General features: G+C 65.2%; 25 protein-coding genes. 11 read left to right on the forward strand and 14 right to left on the reverse strand.

All coding sequences use genetic code 11. The features are described from left to right. Nucleotides 1–79: 79 nt before the first annotated feature. Entirely contained in the window at nt 80–874 is a 795-nt protein-coding gene (locus tag ACWEO2_RS25920; RefSeq protein WP_452407678.1) for an LLM class F420-dependent oxidoreductase, read from the reverse strand. A gap of 245 nt (nt 875–1,119) precedes the next feature. Here ACWEO2_RS25920 and ACWEO2_RS25925 point away from each other — a divergent pair, with 245 nt between their 5' ends. Next, nucleotides 1,120–2,214: an ABC transporter ATP-binding protein gene (locus ACWEO2_RS25925; RefSeq protein WP_452407679.1), complete on the forward strand. Its 1,095-nt coding sequence runs from the start codon at nt 1,120–1,122 to the stop codon at nt 2,212–2,214. Nucleotides 2,215–2,651: 437 nt separating this feature from the next. Next, complete coding sequence (locus ACWEO2_RS25930; RefSeq protein ID WP_452407680.1) at nt 2,652–3,299, forward strand: NADPH-dependent F420 reductase; 648 nt, start codon at nt 2,652–2,654, stop codon at nt 3,297–3,299. Nucleotides 3,300–3,614: 315 nt separating this feature from the next. On the opposite strand, the gene ACWEO2_RS25935 is transcribed toward ACWEO2_RS25930, so the two are convergent. Both ACWEO2_RS25935 and ACWEO2_RS25940 read right to left on the reverse strand, forming a co-directional pair. Then, a complete protein-coding gene (locus tag ACWEO2_RS25935) occupies nt 3,615–3,743 on the reverse strand; it encodes a hypothetical protein (protein WP_452407681.1) in 129 nt (42 codons plus the stop codon). 513 nt (nt 3,744–4,256) lie between these two features. After that, the gene (locus tag ACWEO2_RS25940; RefSeq protein WP_452407682.1) at nt 4,257–4,766 is read right to left on the reverse strand and encodes a winged helix-turn-helix transcriptional regulator; all 510 of its coding nucleotides are present in this window, start codon (nt 4,764–4,766) and stop codon (nt 4,257–4,259) included. Nucleotides 4,767–4,868: 102 nt separating this feature from the next. On the opposite strand from ACWEO2_RS25940, the gene ACWEO2_RS25945 reads away from it, so the two are divergent. Beyond that, a complete protein-coding gene (locus ACWEO2_RS25945; RefSeq protein ID WP_452407683.1) occupies nt 4,869–6,038 on the forward strand; it encodes a thiolase family protein in 1,170 nt (389 codons plus the stop codon). Between the two features lie 380 nt (nt 6,039–6,418). Here the strand turns inward: ACWEO2_RS25945 and ACWEO2_RS25950 are convergent, their stop codons facing one another. Beyond that, the gene (locus ACWEO2_RS25950) at nt 6,419–6,676 is read right to left on the reverse strand and encodes a hypothetical protein (protein WP_452407684.1); all 258 of its coding nucleotides are present in this window, start codon (nt 6,674–6,676) and stop codon (nt 6,419–6,421) included. Nucleotides 6,677–7,503: 827 nt separating this feature from the next. Between ACWEO2_RS25950 and ACWEO2_RS25955 the strand changes: the two genes are divergently transcribed. Beyond that, the gene (locus ACWEO2_RS25955; RefSeq protein WP_452407685.1) at nt 7,504–8,466 is read left to right on the forward strand and encodes an o-succinylbenzoate synthase; all 963 of its coding nucleotides are present in this window, start codon (nt 7,504–7,506) and stop codon (nt 8,464–8,466) included. 758 nt (nt 8,467–9,224) lie between these two features. Here ACWEO2_RS25955 and ACWEO2_RS25960 read toward each other — a convergent pair. Together ACWEO2_RS25960 and ACWEO2_RS25965 are read right to left on the reverse strand one after the other, a co-directional pair. Next, complete coding sequence (locus ACWEO2_RS25960; protein WP_452407686.1) at nt 9,225–9,737, reverse strand: TIGR04338 family metallohydrolase; 513 nt, start codon at nt 9,735–9,737, stop codon at nt 9,225–9,227. A gap of 424 nt (nt 9,738–10,161) precedes the next feature. Then, nucleotides 10,162–11,004 carry a DUF2786 domain-containing protein gene (locus ACWEO2_RS25965; RefSeq protein ID WP_452407687.1) on the reverse strand — a complete coding sequence of 281 codons (843 nt, stop codon included), beginning with the start codon at nt 11,002–11,004 and terminating at the stop codon, nt 10,162–10,164. A 159-nt stretch (nt 11,005–11,163) separates the two neighbouring features. On the opposite strand from ACWEO2_RS25965, the gene ACWEO2_RS25970 reads away from it, so the two are divergent. The 6 genes from ACWEO2_RS25970 to ACWEO2_RS25995 all read left to right on the forward strand — a co-directional run bounded on the left by ACWEO2_RS25970 (nt 11,164) and on the right by ACWEO2_RS25995 (nt 18,473). Next, on the forward strand, nt 11,164–12,465 hold the full coding sequence (locus ACWEO2_RS25970) for an ABC transporter substrate-binding protein (RefSeq protein WP_355183282.1): 1,302 nt from the start codon (nt 11,164–11,166) through the stop codon (nt 12,463–12,465). A gap of 45 nt (nt 12,466–12,510) precedes the next feature. Then, on the forward strand, nt 12,511–13,515 hold the full coding sequence (locus ACWEO2_RS25975; RefSeq protein ID WP_452407688.1) for a carbohydrate ABC transporter permease: 1,005 nt from the start codon (nt 12,511–12,513) through the stop codon (nt 13,513–13,515). Next, nucleotides 13,515–14,405 carry a carbohydrate ABC transporter permease gene (locus ACWEO2_RS25980; protein WP_452407689.1) on the forward strand — a complete coding sequence of 297 codons (891 nt, stop codon included), beginning with the start codon at nt 13,515–13,517 and terminating at the stop codon, nt 14,403–14,405. Before ACWEO2_RS25975 ends, ACWEO2_RS25980 begins: the two co-directional genes overlap by 1 nt. Nucleotides 14,406–15,001: 596 nt before the next feature. Continuing rightward, a complete protein-coding gene (locus ACWEO2_RS25985) occupies nt 15,002–17,260 on the forward strand; it encodes a transglycosylase domain-containing protein (RefSeq protein ID WP_452407690.1) in 2,259 nt (752 codons plus the stop codon). A 320-nt stretch (nt 17,261–17,580) separates the two neighbouring features. Continuing rightward, nucleotides 17,581–18,039, forward strand: a complete 459-nt coding sequence (locus ACWEO2_RS25990; RefSeq protein WP_354959339.1) for a GyrI-like domain-containing protein — start codon at nt 17,581–17,583, stop codon at nt 18,037–18,039. 8 nt (nt 18,040–18,047) lie between these two features. After that, entirely contained in the window at nt 18,048–18,473 is a 426-nt protein-coding gene (locus ACWEO2_RS25995) for a GyrI-like domain-containing protein (protein WP_354959338.1), read from the forward strand. Nucleotides 18,474–18,853: 380 nt separating this feature from the next. On the opposite strand, the gene ACWEO2_RS26000 is transcribed toward ACWEO2_RS25995, so the two are convergent. From ACWEO2_RS26000 to ACWEO2_RS26030, 7 genes are all read right to left on the reverse strand, one after another. Continuing rightward, nucleotides 18,854–19,996, reverse strand: coding sequence for an inositol-3-phosphate synthase (locus ACWEO2_RS26000; protein ID WP_452407691.1), 1,143 nt, complete (start codon nt 19,994–19,996; stop codon nt 18,854–18,856). Then, entirely contained in the window at nt 19,989–20,543 is a 555-nt protein-coding gene (locus ACWEO2_RS26005) for a PadR family transcriptional regulator (protein WP_040697429.1), read from the reverse strand. The genes ACWEO2_RS26000 and ACWEO2_RS26005 overlap by 8 nt, the downstream gene beginning before the upstream one ends. A 205-nt stretch (nt 20,544–20,748) precedes the next feature. After that, nucleotides 20,749–20,955, reverse strand: a complete 207-nt coding sequence (locus ACWEO2_RS26010; RefSeq protein WP_452407692.1) for a DUF397 domain-containing protein — start codon at nt 20,953–20,955, stop codon at nt 20,749–20,751. Between the two features lie 79 nt (nt 20,956–21,034). Further along, complete coding sequence (locus ACWEO2_RS26015) at nt 21,035–21,241, reverse strand: DUF397 domain-containing protein (protein WP_452407693.1); 207 nt, start codon at nt 21,239–21,241, stop codon at nt 21,035–21,037. A 96-nt stretch (nt 21,242–21,337) separates the two neighbouring features. Next, nucleotides 21,338–21,544: a DUF397 domain-containing protein gene (locus ACWEO2_RS26020; RefSeq protein ID WP_452407694.1), complete on the reverse strand. Its 207-nt coding sequence runs from the start codon at nt 21,542–21,544 to the stop codon at nt 21,338–21,340. Next, nucleotides 21,534–22,424, reverse strand: coding sequence for a helix-turn-helix domain-containing protein (locus ACWEO2_RS26025; protein ID WP_452407695.1), 891 nt, complete (start codon nt 22,422–22,424; stop codon nt 21,534–21,536). The genes ACWEO2_RS26020 and ACWEO2_RS26025 overlap by 11 nt, the downstream gene beginning before the upstream one ends. A 206-nt stretch (nt 22,425–22,630) precedes the next feature. Then, nucleotides 22,631–22,792, reverse strand: coding sequence for a hypothetical protein (locus ACWEO2_RS26030; RefSeq protein WP_452407696.1), 162 nt, complete (start codon nt 22,790–22,792; stop codon nt 22,631–22,633). Nucleotides 22,793–22,875: 83 nt separating this feature from the next. On the opposite strand from ACWEO2_RS26030, the gene ACWEO2_RS26035 reads away from it, so the two are divergent. Further along, entirely contained in the window at nt 22,876–23,199 is a 324-nt protein-coding gene (locus tag ACWEO2_RS26035) for a hypothetical protein (RefSeq protein ID WP_452407697.1), read from the forward strand. A 787-nt stretch (nt 23,200–23,986) separates the two neighbouring features. On the opposite strand, the gene ACWEO2_RS26040 is transcribed toward ACWEO2_RS26035, so the two are convergent. After that, a complete protein-coding gene (locus ACWEO2_RS26040) occupies nt 23,987–24,400 on the reverse strand; it encodes a DUF4240 domain-containing protein (RefSeq protein WP_452407698.1) in 414 nt (137 codons plus the stop codon). Between the last annotated feature and the right edge of the window lie 308 nt (nt 24,401–24,708).

A 24,708-nucleotide genomic window follows, 5' to 3' on the forward strand; every position in this document is an offset into this window, starting at 1 on the left:
GACAGGGCACCATCGCCCGATCCCCGGATTCGGATCACGGTGATTCGAATCCGGCCATCGACCGGCCGTTCCGCGCCGCCTACGCCAAACCGCTGACCGGCTCCGGATTGAACTCATCACGCCACCGGATCGCCCGCTCGACCTCGCCGAGCTCGAACTTCGGCCCGCTGACCCCGACGGTGAACAGGGTCACCCCGGCCTGGACGAAGGTCGCGGCCTGCTCCGCACCGGGCCACTGCACCGAACGCTCGATCTTCGCCTGATCGGTGCCGACGGCCGCGCAATGGTCGGCGAGCACCTTGTTCTTGTGCGTGATCGCATCGAGATCGGCGAAGGTGTGCCAGATATCGGCGTACTCCGCGACCAGCCGCAGCGTCTTGCGCTCGCCACCGCCGCCGATCAGGATCGGGATATCACGGGTCGGCCGCGGGTTCAGCTTCTTCAGCCGGGCGCTGAGCCGGGCCATATTCTCCTTCAGCAGCGCCAGCCGGGTTCCCGCGGTACCGAATTCATAGCCGTACTGGTCGTAGTCCTTCTGGAACCATCCCGCGCCGATGCCGAGAATGAGTCGGCCGTCGCTGATGTGGTCCACCGTGCGCGCCATATCGGCGAGCAGATCGGGATTGCGATAGCCGCCGCCGGTGACCAGTGCGCCGATTTCGATCCGTTCGGTCTGCTCGGCCCAGGCGCCGAGCATGGTCCAGCATTCGAAATGCGCGCCGTCGGGATCGCCGGTCAGCGGGTAGAAGTGATCCCAGTTGAAGGCGATATCGACACCCGCGTCCTCCGCCCGCAGTACGGCGTCGCGCAGCAGTCCGTAGTCGGGCGCGTGCTGAGGCTGTAGCTGTACTCCGATTCGAACCGGTCGGGTCATGAGACTGCTCCTCGTCGCTCGAACTGGTTCCCCGATCGAGGCTACCGGCTGACCCCGACGAGCGACCGATAAGAAGTCGCCGATCTTCGAGCGCTTACCATTTCACCGTCGATGCGGGATCCGACCCGATTCCTGCGCGAACTCGAGCACATCGTGTGCGAAGCGAGCACATCCAGTAGTATCGCCGGTCAACCCTTACTCGGATCGTCCGGCACGTTCCCGCCGGTGATGGGATGTGATCTGTCATGGCCACCGTGACCTTCGATAGCGCGACCCGGCTGTACCCGGGCTCGTCCAAACCCGCCGTCGACAAGCTGAATCTGGAGATCGCCGACGGGGAATTCCTCGTTCTGGTCGGTCCGTCCGGCTGCGGTAAGTCGACCTCGCTGCGCATGCTCGCCGGACTCGAGGACGTCGATGACGGGCGCATTCTGATCGGCGAGAACGACGTCACACATGCCGAACCCAAGGAACGCGATATCGCGATGGTGTTCCAGAACTACGCGCTCTATCCGCATATGACCGTCGCGGAGAATATGGGCTTCGCGCTCAAACTCGCCAAGGTCGCCAAGGCGGAGAAGGAGCGGCGGGTGCTGGACGCGGCCAAACTGCTCGACCTCGAGCCGTATCTGGACCGCAAGCCGAAGGCGCTGTCCGGCGGTCAGCGCCAGCGCGTCGCGATGGGCCGGGCGATCGTGCGCCAGCCGCAGGTATTCCTCATGGACGAGCCGCTGTCGAATCTGGACGCCAAGCTGCGGGTGCAGACCCGCACGCAGATCGCCCAGCTGCAGCGTCGCCTCGGCACCACCACCGTGTATGTCACGCACGACCAGGTCGAGGCGATGACCATGGGCGATCGGGTCGCAGTGCTCAAGGACGGGCTGCTGCAGCAGTGCGCGACACCGCGCGATCTGTACCGGAATCCGGCGAATGTATTCGTTGCCGGATTCATGGGGTCGCCCGCGATGAATCTGTTCACGCTGCCGGTCGCCGACGGCGCGGTGGAACTCGGCGGGGCCGCGCTGCCGGTACCGCGGTCGGTCGCGGATGCGGCCGAGGGTTCGGTGGTGGTCGGTGTCCGGCCCGAGCACCTGGAGTTCGGAGCGGCGCTGGACAAGTCGGGCATTCAGATGGAAGTCGATGTGGTGGAGGAGCTGGGCTCCGACGCGTACATCTACGGCCGCACCATCGCCGAGGGTGCGACGAACGGCGCTGGCGAAACCATTGTGGCGCGGGCGGATTGGCGTAACCCACCGGCGAAGGGCACTCGGGTGCAGTTGACGGCCACGTCCGAGCACACGTACTTCTTCTCCGCTGTCGACGGCCGCCGCCTGGCCTGAACTGCGCTGCGCGTGCACTTTTCGCCGATTCATAAACGGCGAAAAGTGCGCGCGCAGAACAGATTCCGATCATTGGACGCCCGCCGGGACCGCTAGCGGTGTCGCAGCAGCCGCACCTTCAAGAAGCCATACGTATCGGAGTCGATCCGACGGTCTTCGGCGGTGCGGTACTGGCAAGCCGCACCTGAACCCGATGAGTAGATCGCCTTTTGGGCACGCCGTCTTGCACCAAACGCTCGAACAGGCCGGTACCGGTCGCGGCGCACAAGTCGGGCGGAGCGGCGGCTGGATGCGAGTCCTCGTACAGCGCTCGGCATGCATCGGCGCGCTCCCCGAGACAACGCCGGCGGCGTTCGCCCACGGCGGAAGGCCACGCAAAGACCGCCCCGTGTTCCTAAACTCGACGCTCGAACGGGGATCGGCGCGAGGAGCGGACGTTGAAGGTAGCGGTGCTGGGGACCGGGCAGGTCGGACGCAGGCTGGCGAGCAAGTTGGTCGAACTCGGGCATGCGGTGACGCTCGGCTCGCGCACCGCCGACAATCCGGCAGCGACCGAGTGGGCGCGCGAAACCGGTAGCGCCCATGGCACTTTCGCCGATGCCGCCGCCGATGCCGAACTGGTGATCAATGCGACGTCCGGCACCGTCTCACTGGCCGCGCTCACCGCCGCCGGTGCGGCGAATCTGAGCGGGAAAATCATTGTGGACGTTTCGAACGCACTGGATTTCTCCGCCGGATTCCCACCGAAGCTGGCCACCCCCGAGGCAGGTAGCGTCGCCGAGCAGATCCAACAGGCTTTTCCGAACGCGCGCGTGGTGAAGACCCTCAACACCATGAACAATCAACTCATGGTCGACCCGTCCCGAATCCCGGGTCGGCACAACGTCTTCCTCAGCGGCGACGACGAGTCCGCCAAATCCGAGGTCGCCGACCTCCTGAAATCCTTCGGCTGGACCGCCGAGCAGATCATCGACCTCGGCGGCGTAGTAACCGCCCGCAGCACCGAACCCCTCGTCCTGCTGTGGGTCCACCTCTACAACAAGCTCGGCACCGAGGACATCAACTACGCGGTTGTCACTGGCTGAGGGGATCTTCTGCTGATCAGCGGTACGGCGTCAGCGCGGATCGGCGGTACAGCACCAGCGCGGTCAGCGGTACGGCACCCAACATGGATCAACATGTAAAGCACCAGTACGGGCCAGCAGCGCAGCGCTAACACGAATCAACGCTACGGCCCAAACGCAGTCAGCGGAACGCCACCGCGAGTCCGCGGTACAGCACCAACGCGAGCCAGCGGCGCGAACTCGGATCAGCGGTACACGGCACCAACGAGCGGAACGGGACCAGCGCGGGTCAGCGGAACGGCGCCAACACGAATCGACGCTACGGCCCCAATGCAGTCAGCGGAACGCCACCGCGAGTCCGCGGTACAGCACCAACGCGAGCCAGCGGCGCGAACTCGGATCAGCGGTACACGGCACCAACGAGCGGTACGGGACCAGCGCGGGCCAGTGGAACGGCGCCAACACGAATCGACGCTACGGCCCAAACGCAGTCAGCGGAACGACACCCAGCACGGGCCAGCGGTACGGCGCGAACTCGGATCAGCAGTACATGGCACGAACTGCGGTACGGAACCGGCGCGGGTCGGTGGGACGGCACCAGCACGAGCCAGCGGTGCGGCGCCAACGCACCTAGCGGAACGGCACAAACACCGATCAGCAGTTGAGCACCGACACAGCACGCCGCTTCGGTCAGCGGAACGGACCAACACGGGCAAGCGATGCGGCGCGAACGCGGATCAGCGGTGTGCGGCACCAACGGGCGGTACGGGACCAGCGCGGGTCAGCGGTTCGACACCAACACGGATCGATGCTTACGGTGCCAACACGGTCACAGGAACGGCACCAAAAGCGAATCACCGGTGCAGCGCCAACGCGAGTCGGCGGTACAGCACCAGCGCGGTAGGCCGCGCGGCACCAACGTGGATCGGCGGTGTGGGCCGACGGACCGCGCTCGACGCCCGGACGACATCCGCGCGATCACTTCGCTGATCGGGTGCGTGCATAGTCGGGGTTGAGCTTGATCCCGAGTTCTTCCAGGTCGATCTCACGACCCTCATCACTGCGGACCTGAACCCGGACCGGCGCGCCGCTCGACTCCTCGACCAGCAGTAGCGGTGCGGGTCCCGGCTGCAGGTAGGTATCGCCCCACTGCATCAGCGCGAGCACAGCGGGCAGCAGGTCGCGGCCCATATCGGTGAGCACGTATTCGTGTCGGGTGCGCTTGCCCTCCTCCTGGTACGGCCGTTTGGTGAGCAGGCCCGCCTCGGTGAGCCTACGGAGCTGGCCGGAGACCGCCGCGTCGGTAATGCCGACGCGCGCCGCGAAGCCGTCGAAGCGCGTGGTGCCGTAGTAGGCCTCGCGCAGGATCAGGATCGCCGAGCGGGTGCCGACGATGTCCATTGCCTTCGCGATCGAGCATTCCGTGGGTTTCCACGCGCTCAGATCGGCCAACGATCCTTCCATTACGGCTGCCATGACGAACATCATAGCGATATCTGACTTGAGGTGACTATATCCAGACGTTAACCTGACTATAAGCCAATAGAGCCAGGCAAAAGGGGTCCGGCTCGCGGTTCGAAAGGAACCACCATGAGAGACGCGGTGATTGTCGAAGCGGTACGCACGCCGATCGGCAAGGGCAAGCCGAACGGGGCGCTGCATAACGTCAACGCGGTGGACCTGCTGGCGCACAGCCTGCGCGCGGTCGTCGACCGCAGCGGCATCGATCCGGCGCTCATCGACGATGTGATCGGCGGCATCGTCACCCAGGTCGGCGAGCAGGGCGCCAATATGACCAGGCGCGCCGCGCTGGCCGCGGGCTATCCGGAATCCGTTCCCGCGACCACGGTCGACCGCCAGTGCGGCAGCAGCCAGCAGGCCATTCACTTCGCCGCACAGGGCGTGATCGCCGGCGCCTACGACATCGTGGTCGCGGCGGGTGTCGAGTCGATGGGCCGAATTCCGATGGGCGCCAACCTGATCGGGTCCGATGACATCTCCGGCGTAGGCTTTGCCGAGCGCTACCCGGAGGGTTTGGTGCCACAGGGCATCAGCGCCGAACTGATCGCGGCGCGCTGGGGGCTGACCCGCGCCCAGCTCGACGAATTCGCCCTCGGCAGCCACGAAAAGGCCGCGCTGGCCACGAAGAACGGCGCATTCACCGGTCAGCTCGCACCCATCGCCGGATTGGAAACCGACGAGGGCATCCGGGTCGGCAGCACCCTCGAGACCCTCGGCAAACTGCGCCCCGCCTATTACGACGAGGCCATGGCCGCGCGCTTCCCGGAAATCGGCTGGCAGATCACCGCGGCGACCGCGAGCCAGGTCAGCGACGGCAGTGCCGCGGTGCTGATCATGACCAGCGAGCGCGCCAAGGAACTCGGGCTGAAGCCGCTGGCCCGGCTGCACAGCTTCGCGGTGGCCGGTGACGATCCGCTGCTCATGCTGACCGCGGTGATCCCCGCCACGCGAAAGGTCTTGCAGCGCGCCGGGTTGCAACTCTCGGATATCGATCTGGTCGAGATCAACGAGGCATTCTCGCCGGTGGTGCTGGCCTGGGCCCACGACACCGGGGCGGATCTGTCCCGGGTGAACGTCAATGGCGGCGCCATCGCCATCGGACATCCACTCGGCGCCTCCGGCGCCCGCCTGATGACCACGCTGGTGCACGCCATGCAGGAGCGCGGCGCCCGCTACGGCCTGCAAACCATGTGTGAGGCAGGCGGTCTGGCGAACGCCACCATCCTCGAACGCCTCTGACCACGGCGTTCCGCTGAGCCGGGTAGCCCGCATGCAGGTACCCGGCTCACAGCACTGGCAACCGGCCGAACTCGGCACGAACCGAGTAACCCGCGTGTGTCGCGGTGGGCTGGGACATCAAGGCGGACTCTGGCGATTCGCTCGCCCGGCTCACAACAAGGACAACCGCCCGAACTCGGCACGAACCGAGTAACCCGCGTCTGTCGCGATGGGCGGAAAGTTCAAGGCGAGCTAAGACGATTCGGTGCCCGGCTCACAGCAAGACAACCGCCCGAACTCAGCACGAACCGAGTAACCCGCGTCTGTCGCGATGGGCGGAAAGTTCAAGGCGAGCTAAGACGATTCGGTGCCCGGCTCACAGCAAGGACAACCGCCCGAGCTCAGATCGAAACCAACACCACCGCAAGCAGAAACCCGAGCAACCACGACTCGGCAACCAATGGCACCGCAACCAACGGCGCCCACGCGATCCGACGGCGATACCGAATCTTCCCGACCACCACAACCCCGACCACCACCACAGACAGCGCGATACCAACCCACGCAACGCAATACGCCACCGGCAGATACCGCACACCCCCCGCCGGATCCGCCCCCCGCCCAAGCAATTCATACAGCGGCACAAAAGCAGCCACCACCCACGCAAACCCAACCGCAATAACCGACCCGACCACCCCCCGAACAGCATTCGCCACCCGCACCCCCCAATGCCCCGATCCCATACCCCCAGCATGACGGCTCCACCCCGAGCACACCCTCTCCCCTGCACCAAAACCCCCGCACCCCACACCCGCCGTCCCACACAGACCACTCCTCCACCCCATTGACACGATGCACCCCACGCATCCCCACCCCCTCTCAACCCGCCCCAACCCCCTGGACAAACGATCACCATGCGCTCATGCAGGTAAACGTCGAGAGCACCCCTGCACCAGCGCATTCTCGGGGGACTGGGGATTTAAGGGTGTTCCGGCCTGATTCGCTGAGCGATGTTCTGCGGGGAGGTGCCGTGATGACGACACTTGATGCCGTGGCGAGGAAGAAAGAGCCGGTGCAGGCTTCGGCCGAGGAGTTGGCCGCCAGGAGTTGGTTCGGATGGCCAAGGATTCTCGGCTGACATCGGGGTTTGGTGGAAGTCGGGCTGAAGGTGTTGGCGTGGTGCAGGAGTTGCTTGGTGGCGCGCTGAACGAAAGATGCGTTGATTGTGATGCGTTGGCGGGGATCGGCTCGGAGAGTTTCGTTGCGGCGGGCGGGACACGGTGGGATGGGGTGGCCAGCCTTGTGCGGCAGCGATCGGGTTCCGGTCGTCGGTGTGGCAATGCTGGGCGGGGTCGGGCGGTGGTAGCACCCTGGGAGTGGCGGTGAAGAGGGCGGGTGGCCTCGGGCTGTCCGGGATGGTGGGGTTCACCGCTGGCGAGACGATGCCGTCGGACCGGCGGTGTCGGTGGCCTCTAGGCTGCAGGTGATGACCGATAGCTTCGTATACGCCATTCCGATGCGGACCAGGTTCCGTGGCATTACGGTGCGCGAGGGGATGTTGATCAGGGGGGCGTTGGGGTGGGGGGAGTTCTGTCCGTTTCCCGAGTACGACGATCGGGAGGCGGCGGGGTGGCTGGCGACTGCCGTCGAGCAGGTGACGGTCGGGTGGCCGGAGCCGGTGCGCGAACGGATTCCGATCAATTGCACGGTGCCAGCGGTTGATCCGGAACGGGCGCATGCGATCGTGGCCGGATCAGGGTGCCGGACGGCGAAGGTGAAGGTCGCCGACCACGCCGATTCACTGCACGAGGATCTGGCACGGGTCGAGGCAGTCCGGGATGCGCTGGGGCCGGATGGATCCGTTCGCGTGGATGCCAATGCGGTCTGGGATGTCGAGACCGCCGTTGCGCATATCGAGCAGATCGACCGTGCCGCAGGCGGTTTGGAGTACGTCGAACAACCGTGCCGCACCATCGAGGAACTGGCGGCGGTGCGGCGGCGGGTCGATGTGCGGATCGCCGCCGACGAATCCATCCGCCGCGCCGAGGATCCGCTGCGCGTCGCGGTGGCCGGAGCGGCCGATATCGCGGTACTCAAATGCACGCCTTTGGGCGGGGTGCGCCGCGCACTCCGGGTCGCCGAGGCCGCCGGACTGCCCTGCGTGGTGTCCTCGGCCCTCGAGACCAGCATCGGCCTGGCCGCCCAACTCGCCCTCGCCGCCACCTTGCCCACCCTCGAATTCGCCTGCGGCCTTGGCACTTTGTCCCTCCTCGACGGCGACCTCGTTTCCGACTCCCTCCGCCCGGTCAACGGCTTCATGCCCGTCCCAAAAACTCCCCCGATTCCCGACCCGGCCCTACTGGAGCGCTACCGCCACCCCGACCCAGCACGAACCCGCTGGTGGGAAGACCGCCTAACCCGAGTCCGCGCACTTCCCCCGCCCCGGTGATCGACGCTAGCTGAACAGCGGCTGGCACATTCGAACCGCCACTCCACTCGCTGCACCGATCGGTGCCCGTGTCGACCCGGCATTGCCGACATAGTGCGCAATCACAAGCGAAGCAGGTGAATTCGGCGGCGCCAGACGTCAGCGGAGACAACGCTCCAGCCCCAGCACTGAGTCGCCAGACCGGTACCGCGACACCCGACGACCGACTACCACTAGGCACCACCGCAGAGCCGCCACCGGTCCACGACCACCAGTCTCAACGGAAGCCAACGCCACAGCCACACACTGAGTTGTATGTCCGCTACCGCGTAATCCAGCGATCAGCAATTGACATGCGCTGCCGCGAAGACGGCCCATGTGAGGCGCGACAGGCGCCAGGTCGAGCGGACGCCCCAGTCGTGCACGCTGACTCGCATATCCGCAGCCATGATGTCTACGGGCCAGCGGCACCTGCAGCCGAACCATGCCGCAGCGGCTGGGCCCCGCCTGCCCCGCCCGCTGGCGCGCGTGGGTCGTCCTAGGCGTCCTGATGTGACCGGCGATAGCGCGAGCCGGCACCACAGCTGTACACGCCAAGACGTATGACCGGGTCGTCCAACGATCAGCTGCCAACGGGCGCTGCCGCGGGGACGCCAGGGAAGCGCGTCCGGCCCTCAGCTCAGGCGGACGCCACAGCCGTTCACGCTGGGCCGCGTGACCGGCTGCCGTGAAATCCGACGAGCGCCGCCGCAGACGGCGCACGCGAGGCATGACAGGCGTCAGTTCAGACGGACGCCACAGCTGAGCATGGACGAGCGGAGGACCAGACCTGCTTCGGGACCGATTATGCCGTCGACGAGTTCGAGGTAGCGGCTACAGAATTCGGGGCCGTGCGTGGCGACGGATGCGGCCGCTGGTTCGAGGTGGTGCGCAAGTTCGTGGAGGATCACCAGTTCGCGCAGTGCCCATGCGGTCGCGCCGGTGTGGAGGGGCACCGCCAGCACCGCTTCCGCAGCCTCATAGTGGGCCGCGGCGGTTCCGGCACGGGATCGGACCCGCACCGGCCTGGCGGCGCGCTCCCATTGCGCCCGAACCCAATTGAGACTCAGCACTTTATCGGTATAGACCTGCACCGACTCAACCGACGCGAAGCGACGCTCGATCGGCAGCGTGAGATGCGAACCGTAGATCTCTACCGTGCGATTACCGTGCTCATCCGCCCGATCGAACACCCCTCGCACCAACTGCTCGGCGTCATACACCTTGGCGCGCTGGCCATCTCGCGCACTCACCGTGCCCAGCTCATGCGCTCACCACGCGGCTGATCCGGTATCGCCCGAGCCACCACCTCGCCCCACCCAGCCCGCCGAGTCCGAGCCCGCCAACCCACCCGCAACGAAACTCCTGGCGCTCGCTCGATGCCCTCATGTCGCCCCACATCCCGGGCACTCGCGCGCCACCGAGTTCAGCAGACCCACCCACCCGCGCGGCACGCCCCACGCACAACAAAACCTCACCGGCGCACCCAACTCACTTCGACCCGCAATCCTGGCAAATTGCCCATGCGGCGCCCAGTCCGGAAGCAACCCGCCCCCGCGAGCCCGCCCCATACTCAACGAAACCGCCAGCTCACCCAACTCACCTCTGGGCAATCGCCCACGCGTGCCACCGAGTTCGGAAAACCTACCCAACCGCGCGGCACTCGACCGCCCCAACTCACTCACCCCGCCCGCCAGGCAATTCCCCACGCGCAGCCCCCAGTTCCGGCGACGTCCCCAATCGCGCCGCCCGACCCGCACGATCACCAGCCCGCCGAGCCGCCGCCGAATGTCCGGCCGAAGCCTGCGGCCCGCGCCAGGTGCCCCGGGCTTCCGAGGTCCGCTTGTAGAAATCGGTGAGCTCGATTTCCTTATTGCGCAGGGCAAGTGCGGTACCTGCGGCAGTGGTGGCGGGAACCACCTCGGCCTCGACCTCCGCCTTCACCTCGGCCAGGCGGCGGCCGATTCGGGCGGCGAAGGCCATCTGGAAGTTCAGGCGGGCGGTCACCGGGGCGACCGGGGCCTGGATCCGGCGCTGCACCGGGCGGCCCCAGCGCTTCTCCGTGACGATCTTTTCCACAGTGGCCGAACGGTATCGGCCCGACTTGATGTACTGATCCGACGCACGCACCATCTGCACGAGCAGGCTCGTGTAGAGGGCTTCACACGCATCGATATCGGAATCGAAGCCGTACGCGTAGACCTGGGTCGAGGTGCGCGCAACATCGCAGCGCACATCATTGGCCGCGGCGATCGCCACGAACAGCTGCACATAGGTGCGCAGCCCCTTCTTACCCGGTTCGCCGATCGGGATCATCCGCTGCACCGGGGTCGGCCTGCGCTCACGTCCGGCGATATGCGCGCGGGCCACCGCGAGATCGATCGAGGATCTGGTCGCCAACCGCTGGGCCGCGGCGAGAAACGCCTCGGCCTCGTGTTCGTTATCGGTCGATTCGGCTTGGCGCAGCAACCCACCGATCCGGGTCAGCATCCGGTCGGGAACCGCATTCGGCGAAGTCATCACGGCCAGCCTAACGAGCCGCTGCGACAGCGGAGCCGTGACGTCGGACCCGGCCCGTTTACGGGCGCAATCGCTGCGTCACATATAACAACCATGTATCTTGCCTTGTGCACCTGCAAGGTGTGCTGCTGCTCACGTCTCAACCTTGGAGTGTTCGCGATGGCTTTGAAGAAGGTGTCGTCCCTACGTTCGTCGCTCGTGCCCCGCGCGACGGTGGCCGCCGCCTCTGCGGCGCTGCTCATGGCGACGTTCACCAGTGCCTGCTCCAGCGATAACGGCGGTAATCCGTCCAGCCAGAACCTCACGGGTCGCGGCCCGATCACCTATGTGGAGGGCAAGGACACCACCGAGACCGGCGCGGTCAAGCAGCTGATCGAGCGCTGGAATGCCTCGCACCCGGACGAGCAGGTGACGTTCAAAGAGCAGTCCAACGACGCCTCGCAGCAGTACGACGACCTGGTCGAGCACATGCGCTCCAAGCAGTCCAGCTATGACGTGGTCGCCCTCGACGTGCCGTGGACCGCGGAATTCGCCGCGAAGGGCTGGATCCAGCCGCTCAAGGACACCTTCAAGATCGACACCTCCGCCCTGCTCTCCCCGACGGTCGCCAGCGCCACCTACAACAACACGCTCTACGCCGCGCCGCGAAACACCAACGGCGGCCTGCTGTTCTACCGCAAGGACCTGGTGCCGAATCCGCCCAAGACCTGGAGCGAGATGCTGGCGCAGTGCCCGATCGCCAAGCAGAACAACATCGGCTGCTACGCAGGCCAACTCGCACCGTACGAGGGCCTGACGGTGAACGCCGCCGAGGCCATCAACGCCTACGGCGGCACCTTCGTCGGCGCGGACGGCAAGACCCCGACCGTCAATACCCCGCAGGCGCGCGCCGGACTGAAGGTGCTGGTCGACGCGTACCGCAACGGCGATATCCCGAAGGAAGCCATCACCTTCAAGGAGCCGGAGAGCGCCAACGCCTTCAACACCGGCAAATTGCTGTTCATGCGCAACTGGCCGTCCACCTTCGGTGACGCCGGTTCGGAATCCTCCGCGGTCAAGGACAAGTTCGGGGTCGCGCCGCTGCCGGGTGAGAACGGCGTCGGCGCCTCGACGCTGGGCGGCTACAACGCGGCCATCAGCGCGTTCTCCAAGAACAAGGCCACCGCGCTGGACTTCCTGCGCTACCTGATCAGCGAGGACGCGCAGCACATCGTCGCGGCCGGTGCGCTGCCGTCGGTGCGCGCATCGATGTACGACGATCCGGCGCTCATCGCGAAGATGCCATACCTGCCCGCGCTCAAGGATTCGATCGCCAATGCGGTGCCGCGTCCGGTCACCCCGTTCTACCCGGCGGTGTCGAAGGCCATCCAGGACAACGCCTATGCTGCGTTGAACGGAACCAAGTCCGTCGACGACGCGATCACCGGTATGCAAAAGGGCATCGAGACAGCCGGATCGTAGGCTTAAGAGCAGCGGACCCGACCACCTTGTAGGAGAGTAGAAACGGTGTCGGATCCTTCGGGAACGGCCACTCCCGTGCCGAGCAAGCGCGGATTCGGTGGAGCATTGGCGTTGGAGCTGCGGCGTTCCGGTAAGGCGTGGCTATTCGTCACGCCCGTGCTGATCACCCTCGCGGTGGTCGTCGGCTATCCGGTCTTCCGCGCGCTGTACATGTCGTTCCAGAAGGACGCCGGGCTGGACCCGGCGACCGGCATGTTCGTCGAGGGCGGCAGCGCCGGATTCTCGAACTACACGCACTGGCTGCTGCAGCAGTGTCAGGCGGCGGGCGAGACGGTCTCCTGCCCGACCGGCAACCTCGGCTCGCAGTTCTGGCTGGCCATCGGTGTGACGCTGTTCTTCACGGTGATCACGGTGACCCTGGAGGCGACCCTCGGCCTCGGCATGGCCATGGTGATGGGCAAGACCTTCAAGGGCCGCGCCCTGCTGCGTGCCGCGGTGCTGGTGCCGTGGGCGATTCCGACCGCGGTCACCGCCCGGTTGTGGGAGTTCATGTTCCAGTACGACGGCGTGGTGAACCGGGTCTTCGGCACCCACATCCTGTGGACCTCGGAGGCCTGGCCCGCGCGGTTCGCGGTGATCGCCGCCGACGTCTGGAAGACCACGCCGTTCATGGCATTGCTGCTGCTGGCCGGTCTGCAGGTGATTCCGGCCGATGTATACGAGGCGGCGCGGGTCGACGGCGCGTCGGCCTGGCAGCGCTTCACCCAGATCACCCTGCCGCTGCTCAAGCCCGCGCTGTTGGTCGCGGTGCTGTTCCGCACCATGGACGGACTGCGCCTCTACGATCTGCCCGCGATCATGACACTGGGCAATCCGGCCACCCGCCCGATTTCGGCGCTGGTGGTCGAACAGGTTCGCCAGGGCCCCAATAGTGCGGCCGCCCTCTCGACGATCACCTTCCTGCTGATCTTCGCGGTGGCGTTCCTGCTGGTAAAGGTCTTGGGCGCCAATGCCGTTCGGACCCAGGAAGAACAGCGGGAGGCGCACTGATGACCACGGTGATCACCGAAAAGCCTGCGGCCCAAAAGAATGCGGCACCCACACCCTGGACCAAGCGACTGGGTCCGGTGCGGCTGTACCTGGGTGCGCTGATCGTGCTCGTATGGGGCCTTGCCCCGTTCTACTGGATGGCCGTCACGGCATTCCGCGATCCGGACTACACCTTCGACAACACCCCGTGGCCCACCCACGTCACGCTCGAGAACTTCCGCAATGCCTTCGACACCAGTCGCGGCAACGACTTCGGCAAGGCGCTGGCCAATAGCGTGATCATCGGCGCGGTGACGACGGCGGCCGCGCTGGTACTCGGCGTACTCGCCGCGTACGCGCTGGCGCGGCTGACCTTCAAGGGCAAGTACCTGGTCTCCGGACTGATCCTGTCCGCGTCGATGTTCCCGGTGGTGGTGCTGGTCACCCCGCTGTTCCAGCTGTTCACCAATCTCGGCTGGATCGGTGAATACCAGGCGATGATCATCCCGAACATCTCGTTCGTGCTGCCGATGACCGTCTACATCCTGGCCTCGTTCTTCGCCGAATTGCCTTGGGAACTCGAAGAAGCCGCGCGCATCGACGGTGCGACCAAGCTGCAGGCGTTCCGACTGGTCATGCTGCCGCTGGCCGCGCCAGCGGTCTTCACCACCGCGATCCTGGCCTTCATCGCCTCGGTCAACGAATACCTGCTGGCCCGGCTGCTCTCCAGCGACCGGACCGAACCGGTGACCGTCGCGATCGCGCGCTTCTCCGGCAACAACCCGCTCGTGCAGCCCTACGCCGCGATCATGGCGGCGGGCACGATGGTGACGATCCCGCTGGTCATCATGGTGCTGCTGTTCCAGCGCCGCATCATCTCCGGCCTCACCGCGGGCGGCGTAAAGAGCTAGTACCCCCTCCACACAGATTGCTGCGCCACCCCACTCCGACTGCTCGCCGAGCGTAGCCATAAGGCGGTCGAATACGCGCCTGCGCGACCACCATTCGGGCTACGTTCGACAGACCCCGGCCCCAGGCTGGATACGGCAGGAGGTAGCTGGACGCGGCACTAGCTCGGCTCATTTGCGGCGCATATGACGCTGGTTGTTCGCGGGCCCGAATATTCAGGATCGCGTGGCGATTCGATGAGGGGTGGCGGTCGGGCGACGGATGGGGCTTGCGTCCGGGCCGTCGAGACTCGCGCCTGCAGCTGTGCTTCGACGACTCGGCTGATTCGATGGCCGCCCCCTCGCGCGGCTGAGTTCGATGGCCGAGCCTTCACGCGGACGCGAGACGGGCCGCGGACTCCTCGCTCGTAGGACTCGCTCCATTGTGGTTGCTCCGAGCGGCAATGGATTACGTCGAAACCGCGATACGAACCCGCCCGGTGACGGAACCTCGAGTGATAGGATCCCGGGTCACCTCGGCGTGAAAAGGTATGTACCCGCCGAAGTCCCGGTTTCCGATCGTATCGTGCAGGTGAGTTTTACCGACGCTCCGGGAGGAGATGATCGTGAGCTCGTTCGGCAGGCGGCGACAACGTGGCAGCGGACGCCGGGGCAAATCGGTGTCGGCACCGTACGCATCCGTTGCCGGGTTCAACGAGCACCGCACCGGCACGGCAGGGCGAAAGGGCAGGAACAGACCCGAGAAGTCGCTGCGCGCACCGTCGCCCACACCGACCGACAGACCTCGGCGCACCCGCGCCGAACGCTTCAGACGGCTGCTGCTCGCCCTGTTCATCACCTTCGTCGCGGTGCCGTCACTGCTGTTCGTGCTCGTCTACTGGAGCGCCGAGATTCCGGATCCCGATTCGGTGCAGACCAACCAGATCGCCACCATCCTCGCCGCCGACGAGACCACCGTGATCGCGAAGGTCGTTCCGCCCGATGGCAATCGGGTTCCGATACCGCTGTCCGATGTTCCGAGGCCGGTGCGTAATGCGGTGCTCTCGGCCGAAGACCGCAACTTCTACAGCAATCCCGGCTACTCGACCTCCGCCTTCCTGCGCGCCGCCCGCGACAACATTCTCGGCAAGGGGGATGCGGGCGGCGGCTCCACCATTACCCAGCAGTATGTGAAGAATGCCTTCCTCGGCTCCGAACGCACCGTGACCAGGAAGATGCGCGAGCTGATCATCGCCGCGAAGATGGCGCGGCAGTGGAGCAAGGACGATATCCTCGCCGCCTACCTCAACACCATTTACTACGGCCGCGGCTCCTACGGCATCTCAGCGGCCGCGAAGGCGTACTTCAACAAGCCAGCGCCGGAACTGACCCTCGCCGAGGGCGCGGTGCTCGCCGCAGTCATCCGCACCCCGTCGATCCTGGATCCGGAAACCCATCTGGCCGATCTGACGGCGCGCTGGAAGTACGTGCTCGACGGCATGGTCGAGATGGGTGTGCTCGCGCCGGGTGACCGCGATGCGACGGTGTTCCCGCAGATCGTCTCGATGAACGAGATCCCGGATGTCAATGAGGCTCGCGGCCCGGAGGGGCTGATCCGCACCCAGGTGCTGCGGGAATTGCGCGCCTCCGGCATCAGCGAGCGGGAATTGAATACCGGCGCATTGCGGATAACCACCACCATCGACGCCAAGGCTCAGCAGGCCGCGCTCGGCGCGATCCACGATCGGCTCGACCCGCAGCCGCCCGAATTGCGCGGCGCGGTGGTTTCGATCGACCCGCGCTCCGGCGCGGTGCGCGCCTACTACGGCGGATCAGATGGCATCGGCTTCGATTTCGCGCAGGCACCGCTGCAAACCGGCTCCGCGTTCAAGGTGTTCGCGGTGATCGCGGCGCTGCAGCAGAACATTCCGCTCACCCGCGTGCTCGACAGTTCACCGGTGACCGATCGCGACACCAGGATCACCAACGTGGAGGGCGAATCGTGCGGTAGGTGCTCGATGTCCGAGGCGCTGAAGCGCTCACTGAACACCAGCTTCTACCGGCTGACCATGTCGATGTTCGACGGACCGAAGGCGATCGCCGACGCCGCACACGAGGCCGGGATTCCGGAGGAGATTCCCGGCGTCGCCGGCAAGGCGCTGACCGAGGAAGGCGGGCGGCCGCTCAATGGAATCGTGCTGGGCCAGTACCTGGTTCGCCCCATCGATATGGCCTCGGCCTATGCCACGATCGCGAATTCCGGTGTCTACCACCAGCCGTACTTCGTGCAGCGGGTGGTCGCGGGCGACGGCCGGGTGCTGCTCGATCGGGGCGCACCCGATCAGCAGGTCGGCAAGCAGCTCCCGGCGGGTCAGCAGCGCATCCCGCGCGGTATCGCCGACAACACCGCCGGGGCGATGATCCCGATCGCCGCGTATTCGAATGGGCACGGCCTGTCCGGCGGTCGGCCCTCCGCCGCCAAAACCGGCACCACTCAGCTCGGCGCGACCGACCAGAACAAGGATGCGTGGATGATCGGCTTCACGCCGTCGCTGTCCACCGCGGTCTGGATCGGCACCGAACAGTCCGAGCCGATCCGCACCGCGCGGGGCGCGGATATCTACGGCTCCGGCCTGCCCTCCGATATCTGGAAGCAGGTGATGGACGGCGCACTGGACGGCACGCCGAACGAGCAATTCGCGGTGTCCGCACCGCTCAGCAGCCAGCCGATTCCGAGCAAACCCTCCAGCGGCAGCTACGACGTCCTGATCCCGCCGTCGACCACCTCGACCGCACCGGTCCTCGTGATCCCGCCCGCACCTCAGCAGCCTAAGGAAGTCGAAATCTTCCCCGGATTGAGCATTCCGGTCCCAGGTTGACCGATTCGCTATGAATGTTCGTTTACCGGGGCCACGGGAACGCATGACGTGGCAACATCGTTGCCCATAGTGCAGACGATGGGCATCGGCGCCGCCCGAGAGCGCAGCGTGGCGAGGACCGAAACCAGGCCGACGCCGACGCCGCAAGATCGATGAGAGAGGATATGCGCACAAGCGACGACACGGCGGCGTGAGCGGCGGGCCCGCACGAGGCAGCGTGCGCGATCGGGCAACGCGAACGCCGCCGATCGAATACAGCGGCGCGCGATGGGCCCGGAGCGCCGCCAGATGGAGACAGACTAGACATAGGGGCAACGCCGGTGGATTTCAATGTCGTTGACCGTCCCGAGACGCTCGTGGCGGGCACAGTGCTTCGCAGCCCGGCGCTCGCGGTCGAGGGGCCGCGGCGCGCGAAGGTGGAGGAGGCGTGGAAACGCAATCTGGCACGCACTCTGCCCGGGCCGCCGACGACCGCATACGTCGACCACGCTCCGGAGATCAACTCGTACCTGACCCATATCGTCGGCTACCGCTGCCACACCCTCACGGACCTGCTCCCCGGTGACGTGCTGGCCCGGGTGCCCGCTGGCCGGTTCGCGCGGTTCACCCTCAGCGGCGACAACCTCGGCGACACCATCGTGACCATCTGGCGCGCGGTGTGGGATGCCGAGGCCGCCGGACGCTTCGTGCGCTCGTATACCGGTGACGTGGAGCATTATCCGGACGCGCGCACCGCCGAGGTGTTCGTGGCGCTGGCAGAAGAACCGGTCGACGGGTAGGAACAGCTGTGGATTTCGAAATTGTCACATTGGACGAAAGCCTGGTCGCCGGACTGACCGTCCCGCTGGCCGGGCGCGAGGTGACCGCCCGCGACCTGGACCTGGTGAATTTCACCTGGGATCGGTACCTGGCGCGCGAGAAGAATGTGCCGCGAGTGGCGGCCTATATCGGACAGAACGACCACGCCGTCGCCGTCCTGGGCTACGAGGTCGCCGAAATGGACGATATGGACGCCGGTGACGTGCTGACCCGCATTCCGTCCGGCCGCTACGCGAAATTCGTTGTCTCCGATAAGCCCTACGACCTGCTGCGCACCGCATGGGCGCAGGTCCGCAAGGCAGAGAGCGCGGGCACCATCACCCGCTCGCATACCGCCGAACTCGAGCGCTACACGGGGCCGACATCGGTCGAGGTGTACGTCTCGCTGGACTGAGTTTTCGAGGCTCGTTCGGGGCGCTTCGTCTGGGCGGCCGAAGTACGGAGTCCGGGCGGGCCGAGCAAGTCCAGACGAGCCGAGCGACCGAGTTCGGAACGGCCGAGCAACGAAATCCGAACCGGTCAAGCGACGGAATCGAAAGAGAGCCGGGCTGACGGAATTCCGTGGTTCGGCCCTCGGACATTCCCACTCACTGCAGATCAGCGAGCTGCTACACCACTCTGCCGGACACAAGTTCGGCTTGCCCGATCCCCGATGTAACAGTGCGTTCAGAAGTCGGGTCTGTCGAGCCACCATTTGGGGTGATCTGCTACCGGGCCCTGGATACCGCAAAGCCGGGCCGAAGAGTTTTCCGGCCCGGCTTTCGTGTGAGGTGACTACTCAGCCCCGATGATGAACGCTTCCAGCTGGGCGCGCGCGATATCGTCGGCCAGCTGCTTGGGCGGGGACTTCATCAGGTACGCCGAGGCCGGGAGGACGGGGCCGCCGATGCCGCGGTCCTTGGCGATCTTCGCGGCGCGCACCGCGTCGATGATGATGCCCGCCGAGTTCGGCGAATCCCAGACCTCGAGCTTGTACTCCAGGTTCAGCGGCACATCGCCGAAGGCGCGACCCTCGAGCCGGACGTAGGCCCACTTGCGGTCGTCGAGCCAGCCGACGTGATCGGACGGGCCGATGTGCACATCGTTGGCGCCCAGCTCCTTCTTGAGGTTGCTGGTGACGGCCTGGGTCTTGGAGATCTTCTTCGACTCCAGCCGCTCGCGCTCGAGCATGTTCTTGAAGTCCATGTTGCCGCCGACATTGAGCTGCATGGTGCGGTCGAGCTGCACGCCGCGGTCTTCGAACAGCTTGGCCATCACGCGGTGGGTGATGGTCGCGCCGACCTGGCTCTTGATGTCGTCACCGACGATGGGAACGCCTGCCTTGGTGAACTTTTCGGCCCACACCGGATCGGAGGCGATGAATACCGGCAGCGCGTTGACGAAGGCCACATCGGCATCGATGGCGCACTGGGCGTAGAACTTGTCCGCCTCTTCCGAGCCGACGGGCAGGTAGGAGACCAGGACGTCGACCTTGTTGTCCTTCAGCACCTTTACCACGTCGACCGGCGCGGCCTCGGACAGCTCGATGGTCTCGGCGTAGTACTTGCCGATACCGTCCAGCGTCGGACCACGCTGCACGACAACGTCGCTCGGCGGCACGTCGGAGATCTTGATGGTGTTGTTCTCGCTGGCGAAGATCGCTTCGGCCAGGTCGAAGCCGACCTTCTTGGCGTCGACGTCGAACGCGGCGACGAACTTGACGTCGCGAACGTGGTACCGGCCGAACTTGACGTGCATCAGACCGGGCACGGTCGCGGTCTCGTCCGCGTCCTTGTAGTACTGCACGCCCTGGACCAGCGAGGAAGCGCAGTTACCCACGCCGACGATGGCGACGCGGACCTCGGGGATGGCAGCCGACGAAGTCGGCGGGGTGGGCGAGGTTAAGCTGGCGTTTTCAGCCTCATTGACTTCACTCATGGCCGATATTTCCCTCTTTCTGTGGTGCCGCCTTCGTCGATTGCTCCGCCGCAATCAACTCGTTGAGCCAGCGCACTTCGCGCTCGCTTGATTCCAGACCGAGCTGGTGGAGTTGGCGGGTATAGCGATCCAGCGAGCCACTGGCCTTCTTGATCGCCTCCCGCAGACCCTCTCGGCGCTCCTCGACCTGCCGTCGCCTGCCCTCCAGAATCCGCATCCGCGCTTCCGCGGGGGTGCGGCTGAAAAACGCCAGGTGAACGCCGAAGCCGTCGTCGGTGTAGTTCTGCGGTCCGGTATCGGCGAGCAGTTCGGTGAAACGCTCACGCCCGGCCGGAGTCAGTTGATAGACCCGCCGCGCGCGACGGGTGACGCCCGCGACGTTCTCCTCCGCGATCAGCCCATCCGTCTGCATGCGACGCAGCGTCGGATAGAGCGACCCGTAGGAGAAGGCCCGAAACGGCCCGAGCAACCCGGTCAGCCGCTTGCGCAGCTCGTACCCGTGCATGGGCGCTTCGAGGAGCAGCCCGAGGATTGCCAACTCGAGCATCGGGCTTCACCCCCTGACTGTGTGTGCAGACCTAACCGATGGATGCGACTTCTCACTATATCGGAGCGATATAAACGTGCATAGTCGTTGGCGATACATAAAGCTGTTCTCCCAGGTAGAAGCTGTTGAGTCATATCGATACGACATGAAAGAAGCCCCGCCACCTCGTAAACACGCACGAGGGACGGGGCTGCTCAGCGCCCAGCTAGGACCGGTCGAACTCCCCATCCACCACCCCAGCGGTGAAGGCTTTCCACTCGCCGGGCGTGAAGACCAGCGCCGGGCCGGTCGGGTTCTTGGAGTCACGAACGCCGACCCTGCCCCCGTCGAGGAATGCCACCTCGACGCATTCCTTGGTGGCGCCGCTGCGACTGCTCTTGAACCACCTGGCGCTGGATAGATCAACGTTCACGCTGGCACTCCCTTGCCTTGTCCCGCAACAGATTTCTGCTGCTTTCATCCAGCGCTGTTTGCTGGATGCGTTTGCTCGGTCAGCGACGGTCGAACTCGCCATCCCGCACGCCAGCAGTGAATGCAGACCACTCCGCGAGCGTGAAGACCAGCGCCGGGCCGGTTGGGTTCTTGCTGTCACGCATCCCGACTATGCCGCCGTCGAGATAGGCGACCTCTACACAGTCCTTGGTCCCACCGCTGCGACTGGACTTGAACCAGCGGGCTTCGGACAGGTCAACGTTCACTCTGGTACTCCTTGCCTCGCATTTCCCCTGCATACATAGCAACCAATTTCTGCTGCCGCTCCATCACCGCTCGGCGCTGGGATGTGTCCGTACGGTTCAGTGACGATCGAACTCCCCGAGCTGCACGCCAGCAGTGAAGGCGTCCCACTCACCGGGCGTGAATACCAGCGCCGGTCCGGTCGGATTCTTGGAGTCACGAACGCCGACCCTGCCCCCGTCGAGGAATGCAACCTCCACGCATTCCTTGCTTCCGCCGCTACGGCTGCTCTTGAACCAACGGGCTTCGGACAGGTCAGCGCTCACGGTCGTGCTCCCTTGCTAGATCCCTCAACAGAATTCTGCTACTGCTGTCATCCAACGATGCGCGCCGGATGGTCTCGTACGCCTCTGTGTACCGCTGCACGGTACCGACCTTCTCGGAATACATGTCGCCGGTGTAATTCTCGGCGTACACGATGGTCGGCTCAACGGATTTACCCTGACTGTCCAGTCCGAAGTCCAGGATCACGAAGGGGCCGATCTGATCCCCGGTCGGCATCCCGGCAGAGAAGGGCAGGATCCGGACGGAGACGTTCGGGCGGGTGCTCTGATCGGCAAGGTGCCGCAGCTGCTTCACCATGATCTTGTGACTACCGATCACGCGCCGAAGAGCACCCTCGTGAAGGATCACTTCGAGACGAATCGGCCTGATTCCCCGCGTGATCAATGCTTGCCGTTGGAGCTTGAGTTGAACTCGGCTATCCAGTTCGGAATCGGTATCGCCCGGATTCGCCGCGCGTGCGAGAACTCGCACGTAGTCGGCGGTTTGGAGCAATCCGGGCACAAGGTCGGGTTGATAGGTGGTCAGAGTCTGAGCCGAGGCTTCCAGGCCCACGTACACACTGAAGTTCGCCGGAATCACATCCCCGAACTCATGCCACCACGATTTAACCGCGGCCTGCCGGGCCAACCCGATAAGTGCGGCACTGCGCTCGTCGTCGATGCCGTAGATGCGGCATAGTTCGCGGACATCGACGTCACGCACGCGATCCGACTGCCCCCGCTCCAGACGCTGAAGTGTGCTCTTTCCCCACTGCATAAGGGTGGCGGCATCTTCCAGCGTCATCCCCATTGCATCGCGCCCCTCCCTCAGATACCGCCCCAGTTGGCGTCGCGGGAGGGTGCTACTGACGTTGTCCGGCATGGCGTTCCATCCTGAGATGTCCGTGTATCCCGCATTGGGACGATCCTGACATCCACGATGGGCATGTCGCTGGGCTTTCGGCACAGTTCTTTTGGTTTCCCACAATGACCTGTTGGCCATGCACTCGATGGAGTGTGCTGAATATGCGCCCGGCAAGGAGAACGGCCAGCTGCCCCGCAGGCAGTCCGCTTCCACCCCAGGGACATTCAGGGGTTGCTGGGACCGGGCGCACTCACCGTCATCGAGGTCCGGGAGGTCGGCAGATGCCGAAGCGAAAGCTTCCACAGCGAGACCCGTTCATAGGCCCGCCAGCCGAATACAGCGGCGCCCCAGCCGAAGTGGTCGAGCTTTTCGCGACCGCCATCCACGAGTGGGCAGACCACTCAGAACCGTCCATGCGCCGGGGCAACGATTCCCCCGCTATCGGACATGCCACCGGAAAGGGGCCGTGATGCGCCGAGATTCCCTGCGAACCACGCGAACTCACGACGGCCGCAAGCTCGCCGTATGGCAACTGATCCAAAATTCCGCCCGCATCCTCCGCGTGCAATTCCCCCAAGAATCCTTCACCGCCCACCGCCTCCCCTCCCGCACCCCACTCCCCGACGCCCAACCCGGCACCATCCTCTTCGACACCACCCCAGACCTCGTCGACGCCCGCCAACTACTCCCCACCCACAACGACCTCTGGGACGCCCTACGCGACGACTACTGGACCGCCCTGATGTCTCGATCAGAACTCCCAACTCCATTGGGGCGCAACACAAATGACTGAACACAACCCGCACCGATCAGTCATCGCTCCAACAGTTGCCACCCTACTCGCCGCCTTCCACGAAGACACCCCCCTCAAACTCGAACGCGCCCCCGTAGACAGCCATCCGCTATACGAACACGCAGACGGAAAGCTATGCGAACTCACGGAGGACGGAACCCTATCCGAACTCAGCCCCGAAAGCTGACCCCGAACCCCCCACCCCAACCGCACTCCTACCCGTTCCACCACCATGCACTGACGCAGGAAAACCCCGAAAGCCCCCCACACCAGCACATTCTCACGTAGGCGCCGTGAACACCCCGTGGATGCAGTCGCCCCAGCACCTGCACTCCACCCCCGCGGCACAGTCCTGGACCGATGATCACCATGCACTGATGTAGGCAATCGTCGAGAAGACCCGTGCACCAGCGATTCTCAAGTAGCACTGGGATATAGCCGCCTGATCATCCTCGGCAGGATCGGATCCTTCCGTGGGGAGTCCTGGACGGGTGATCACCATGCGCTGGTGCAGGCAAACGCCGAGAAGACCCCTGCACCAGCGCATTCTCGGCAGTGTTGGATCTTTTGTGGTGGAGTTCTGGGCCGGTGGTCACCATGCGGTGGTGTGGGGGGACCGCCGAAAGTTCCCAATGTTGTTTGACGGGGGGGAGCCACTACGTTGCCGGTTGGGGGACCGGCAACGGTAGGTGATCCTTCGAGACGACATGTTTTAGAGCCCGCACAATGCGATCTGCCTGCTTGTGCTCCGATTCCGCGCAGGTGTCGCCAGCAGGAGCCTTTGCACCTAGCGTCGCCAAACCTCATGGTTCGAGTAGGACTCGAACGAATAGCGCGTATCGCGGTCCCATTCTTCGCCGGTTTGCCGCTCGTAGGCCCTCTGGGCGACGTAGAGCAGCGGTTCGCCCCACCGGTCAGCAAAGGCCGCGAAATTGGCGGGGTCCTCGAAAACACTCTGGTAGGCAGCGCGGCCCGCGGCCACCACCGCCGCCCGCACATAGAGGAACTGGTCGCCGGACATGTTCGCGCCGAAACACTCGAGATCGAGCCGGTACAGCGACTCGGCAAGCAACTCGCCGAACCCAGTGACTTCCGAGAGCGGCCGAGACGAGAGGAGGTGTGTCAGCCGACCGATCGATTCCATCTCGGTTCCGCCATCGAGGGTGCCGATCAACTTCCAGAACTTCTCCCAATCTGCCACCGCACATTACGCCTTGGCGCCTTCTAGACCGACAGCCTCAACCAGTAGACAGAGCAACCTGTTCCAATCTCCGAGGGCTGTCGGTGATCCGTCGACCGACAACGCGGTGATCCCCCAACCGCAGCAAACGACACCCGCACCAGCGCATGCCCGAGCGACCATCGCGGATGCAGCCGCCCGACCACGCCGCACCACCATCACACAATCCTGGACCGGTGATCACCATGCGCTGGTGCAGGCAAACGTCGAGAGCGGCCTGCACCAGCGCATTCTCGTTGGGTTGTCGGTGGTTGGTGGGAGGATGGGGG

The organism is Nocardia sp. NPDC004278 (genome assembly GCF_053602975.1).

Excerpts from the sequence above, each read along its gene's own strand:
- ACWEO2_RS25920 (WP_452407678.1), bottom strand. The coding sequence starts at position 874 with ATGACCCGACCGGTTCGAATCGGAGTACAGCTACAGCCTCAGCACGCG.
- ACWEO2_RS25925 (WP_452407679.1), top strand. The coding sequence starts at position 1,120 with ATGGCCACCGTGACCTTCGATAGCGCGACCCGGCTGTACCCGGGCTCG.
- ACWEO2_RS25940 (WP_452407682.1), bottom strand. The coding sequence starts at position 4,766 with ATGATGTTCGTCATGGCAGCCGTAATGGAAGGATCGTTGGCCGATCTG.
- ACWEO2_RS25945 (WP_452407683.1), top strand. The coding sequence starts at position 4,869 with ATGAGAGACGCGGTGATTGTCGAAGCGGTACGCACGCCGATCGGCAAG.
- ACWEO2_RS25955 (WP_452407685.1), top strand. The coding sequence starts at position 7,504 with ATGACCGATAGCTTCGTATACGCCATTCCGATGCGGACCAGGTTCCGT.
- ACWEO2_RS25965 (WP_452407687.1), bottom strand. The coding sequence starts at position 11,004 with ATGACTTCGCCGAATGCGGTTCCCGACCGGATGCTGACCCGGATCGGT.
- ACWEO2_RS25970 (WP_355183282.1), top strand. The coding sequence starts at position 11,164 with ATGGCTTTGAAGAAGGTGTCGTCCCTACGTTCGTCGCTCGTGCCCCGC.
- ACWEO2_RS25980 (WP_452407689.1), top strand. The coding sequence starts at position 13,515 with ATGACCACGGTGATCACCGAAAAGCCTGCGGCCCAAAAGAATGCGGCA.
- ACWEO2_RS25985 (WP_452407690.1), top strand. The coding sequence starts at position 15,002 with ATGATCGTGAGCTCGTTCGGCAGGCGGCGACAACGTGGCAGCGGACGC.
- ACWEO2_RS26000 (WP_452407691.1), bottom strand. The coding sequence starts at position 19,996 with ATGAGTGAAGTCAATGAGGCTGAAAACGCCAGCTTAACCTCGCCCACC.
- ACWEO2_RS26005 (WP_040697429.1), bottom strand. The coding sequence starts at position 20,543 with ATGCTCGAGTTGGCAATCCTCGGGCTGCTCCTCGAAGCGCCCATGCAC.
- ACWEO2_RS26025 (WP_452407695.1), bottom strand. The coding sequence starts at position 22,424 with ATGCCGGACAACGTCAGTAGCACCCTCCCGCGACGCCAACTGGGGCGG.
- ACWEO2_RS26035 (WP_452407697.1), top strand. The coding sequence starts at position 22,876 with ATGCGCCGAGATTCCCTGCGAACCACGCGAACTCACGACGGCCGCAAG.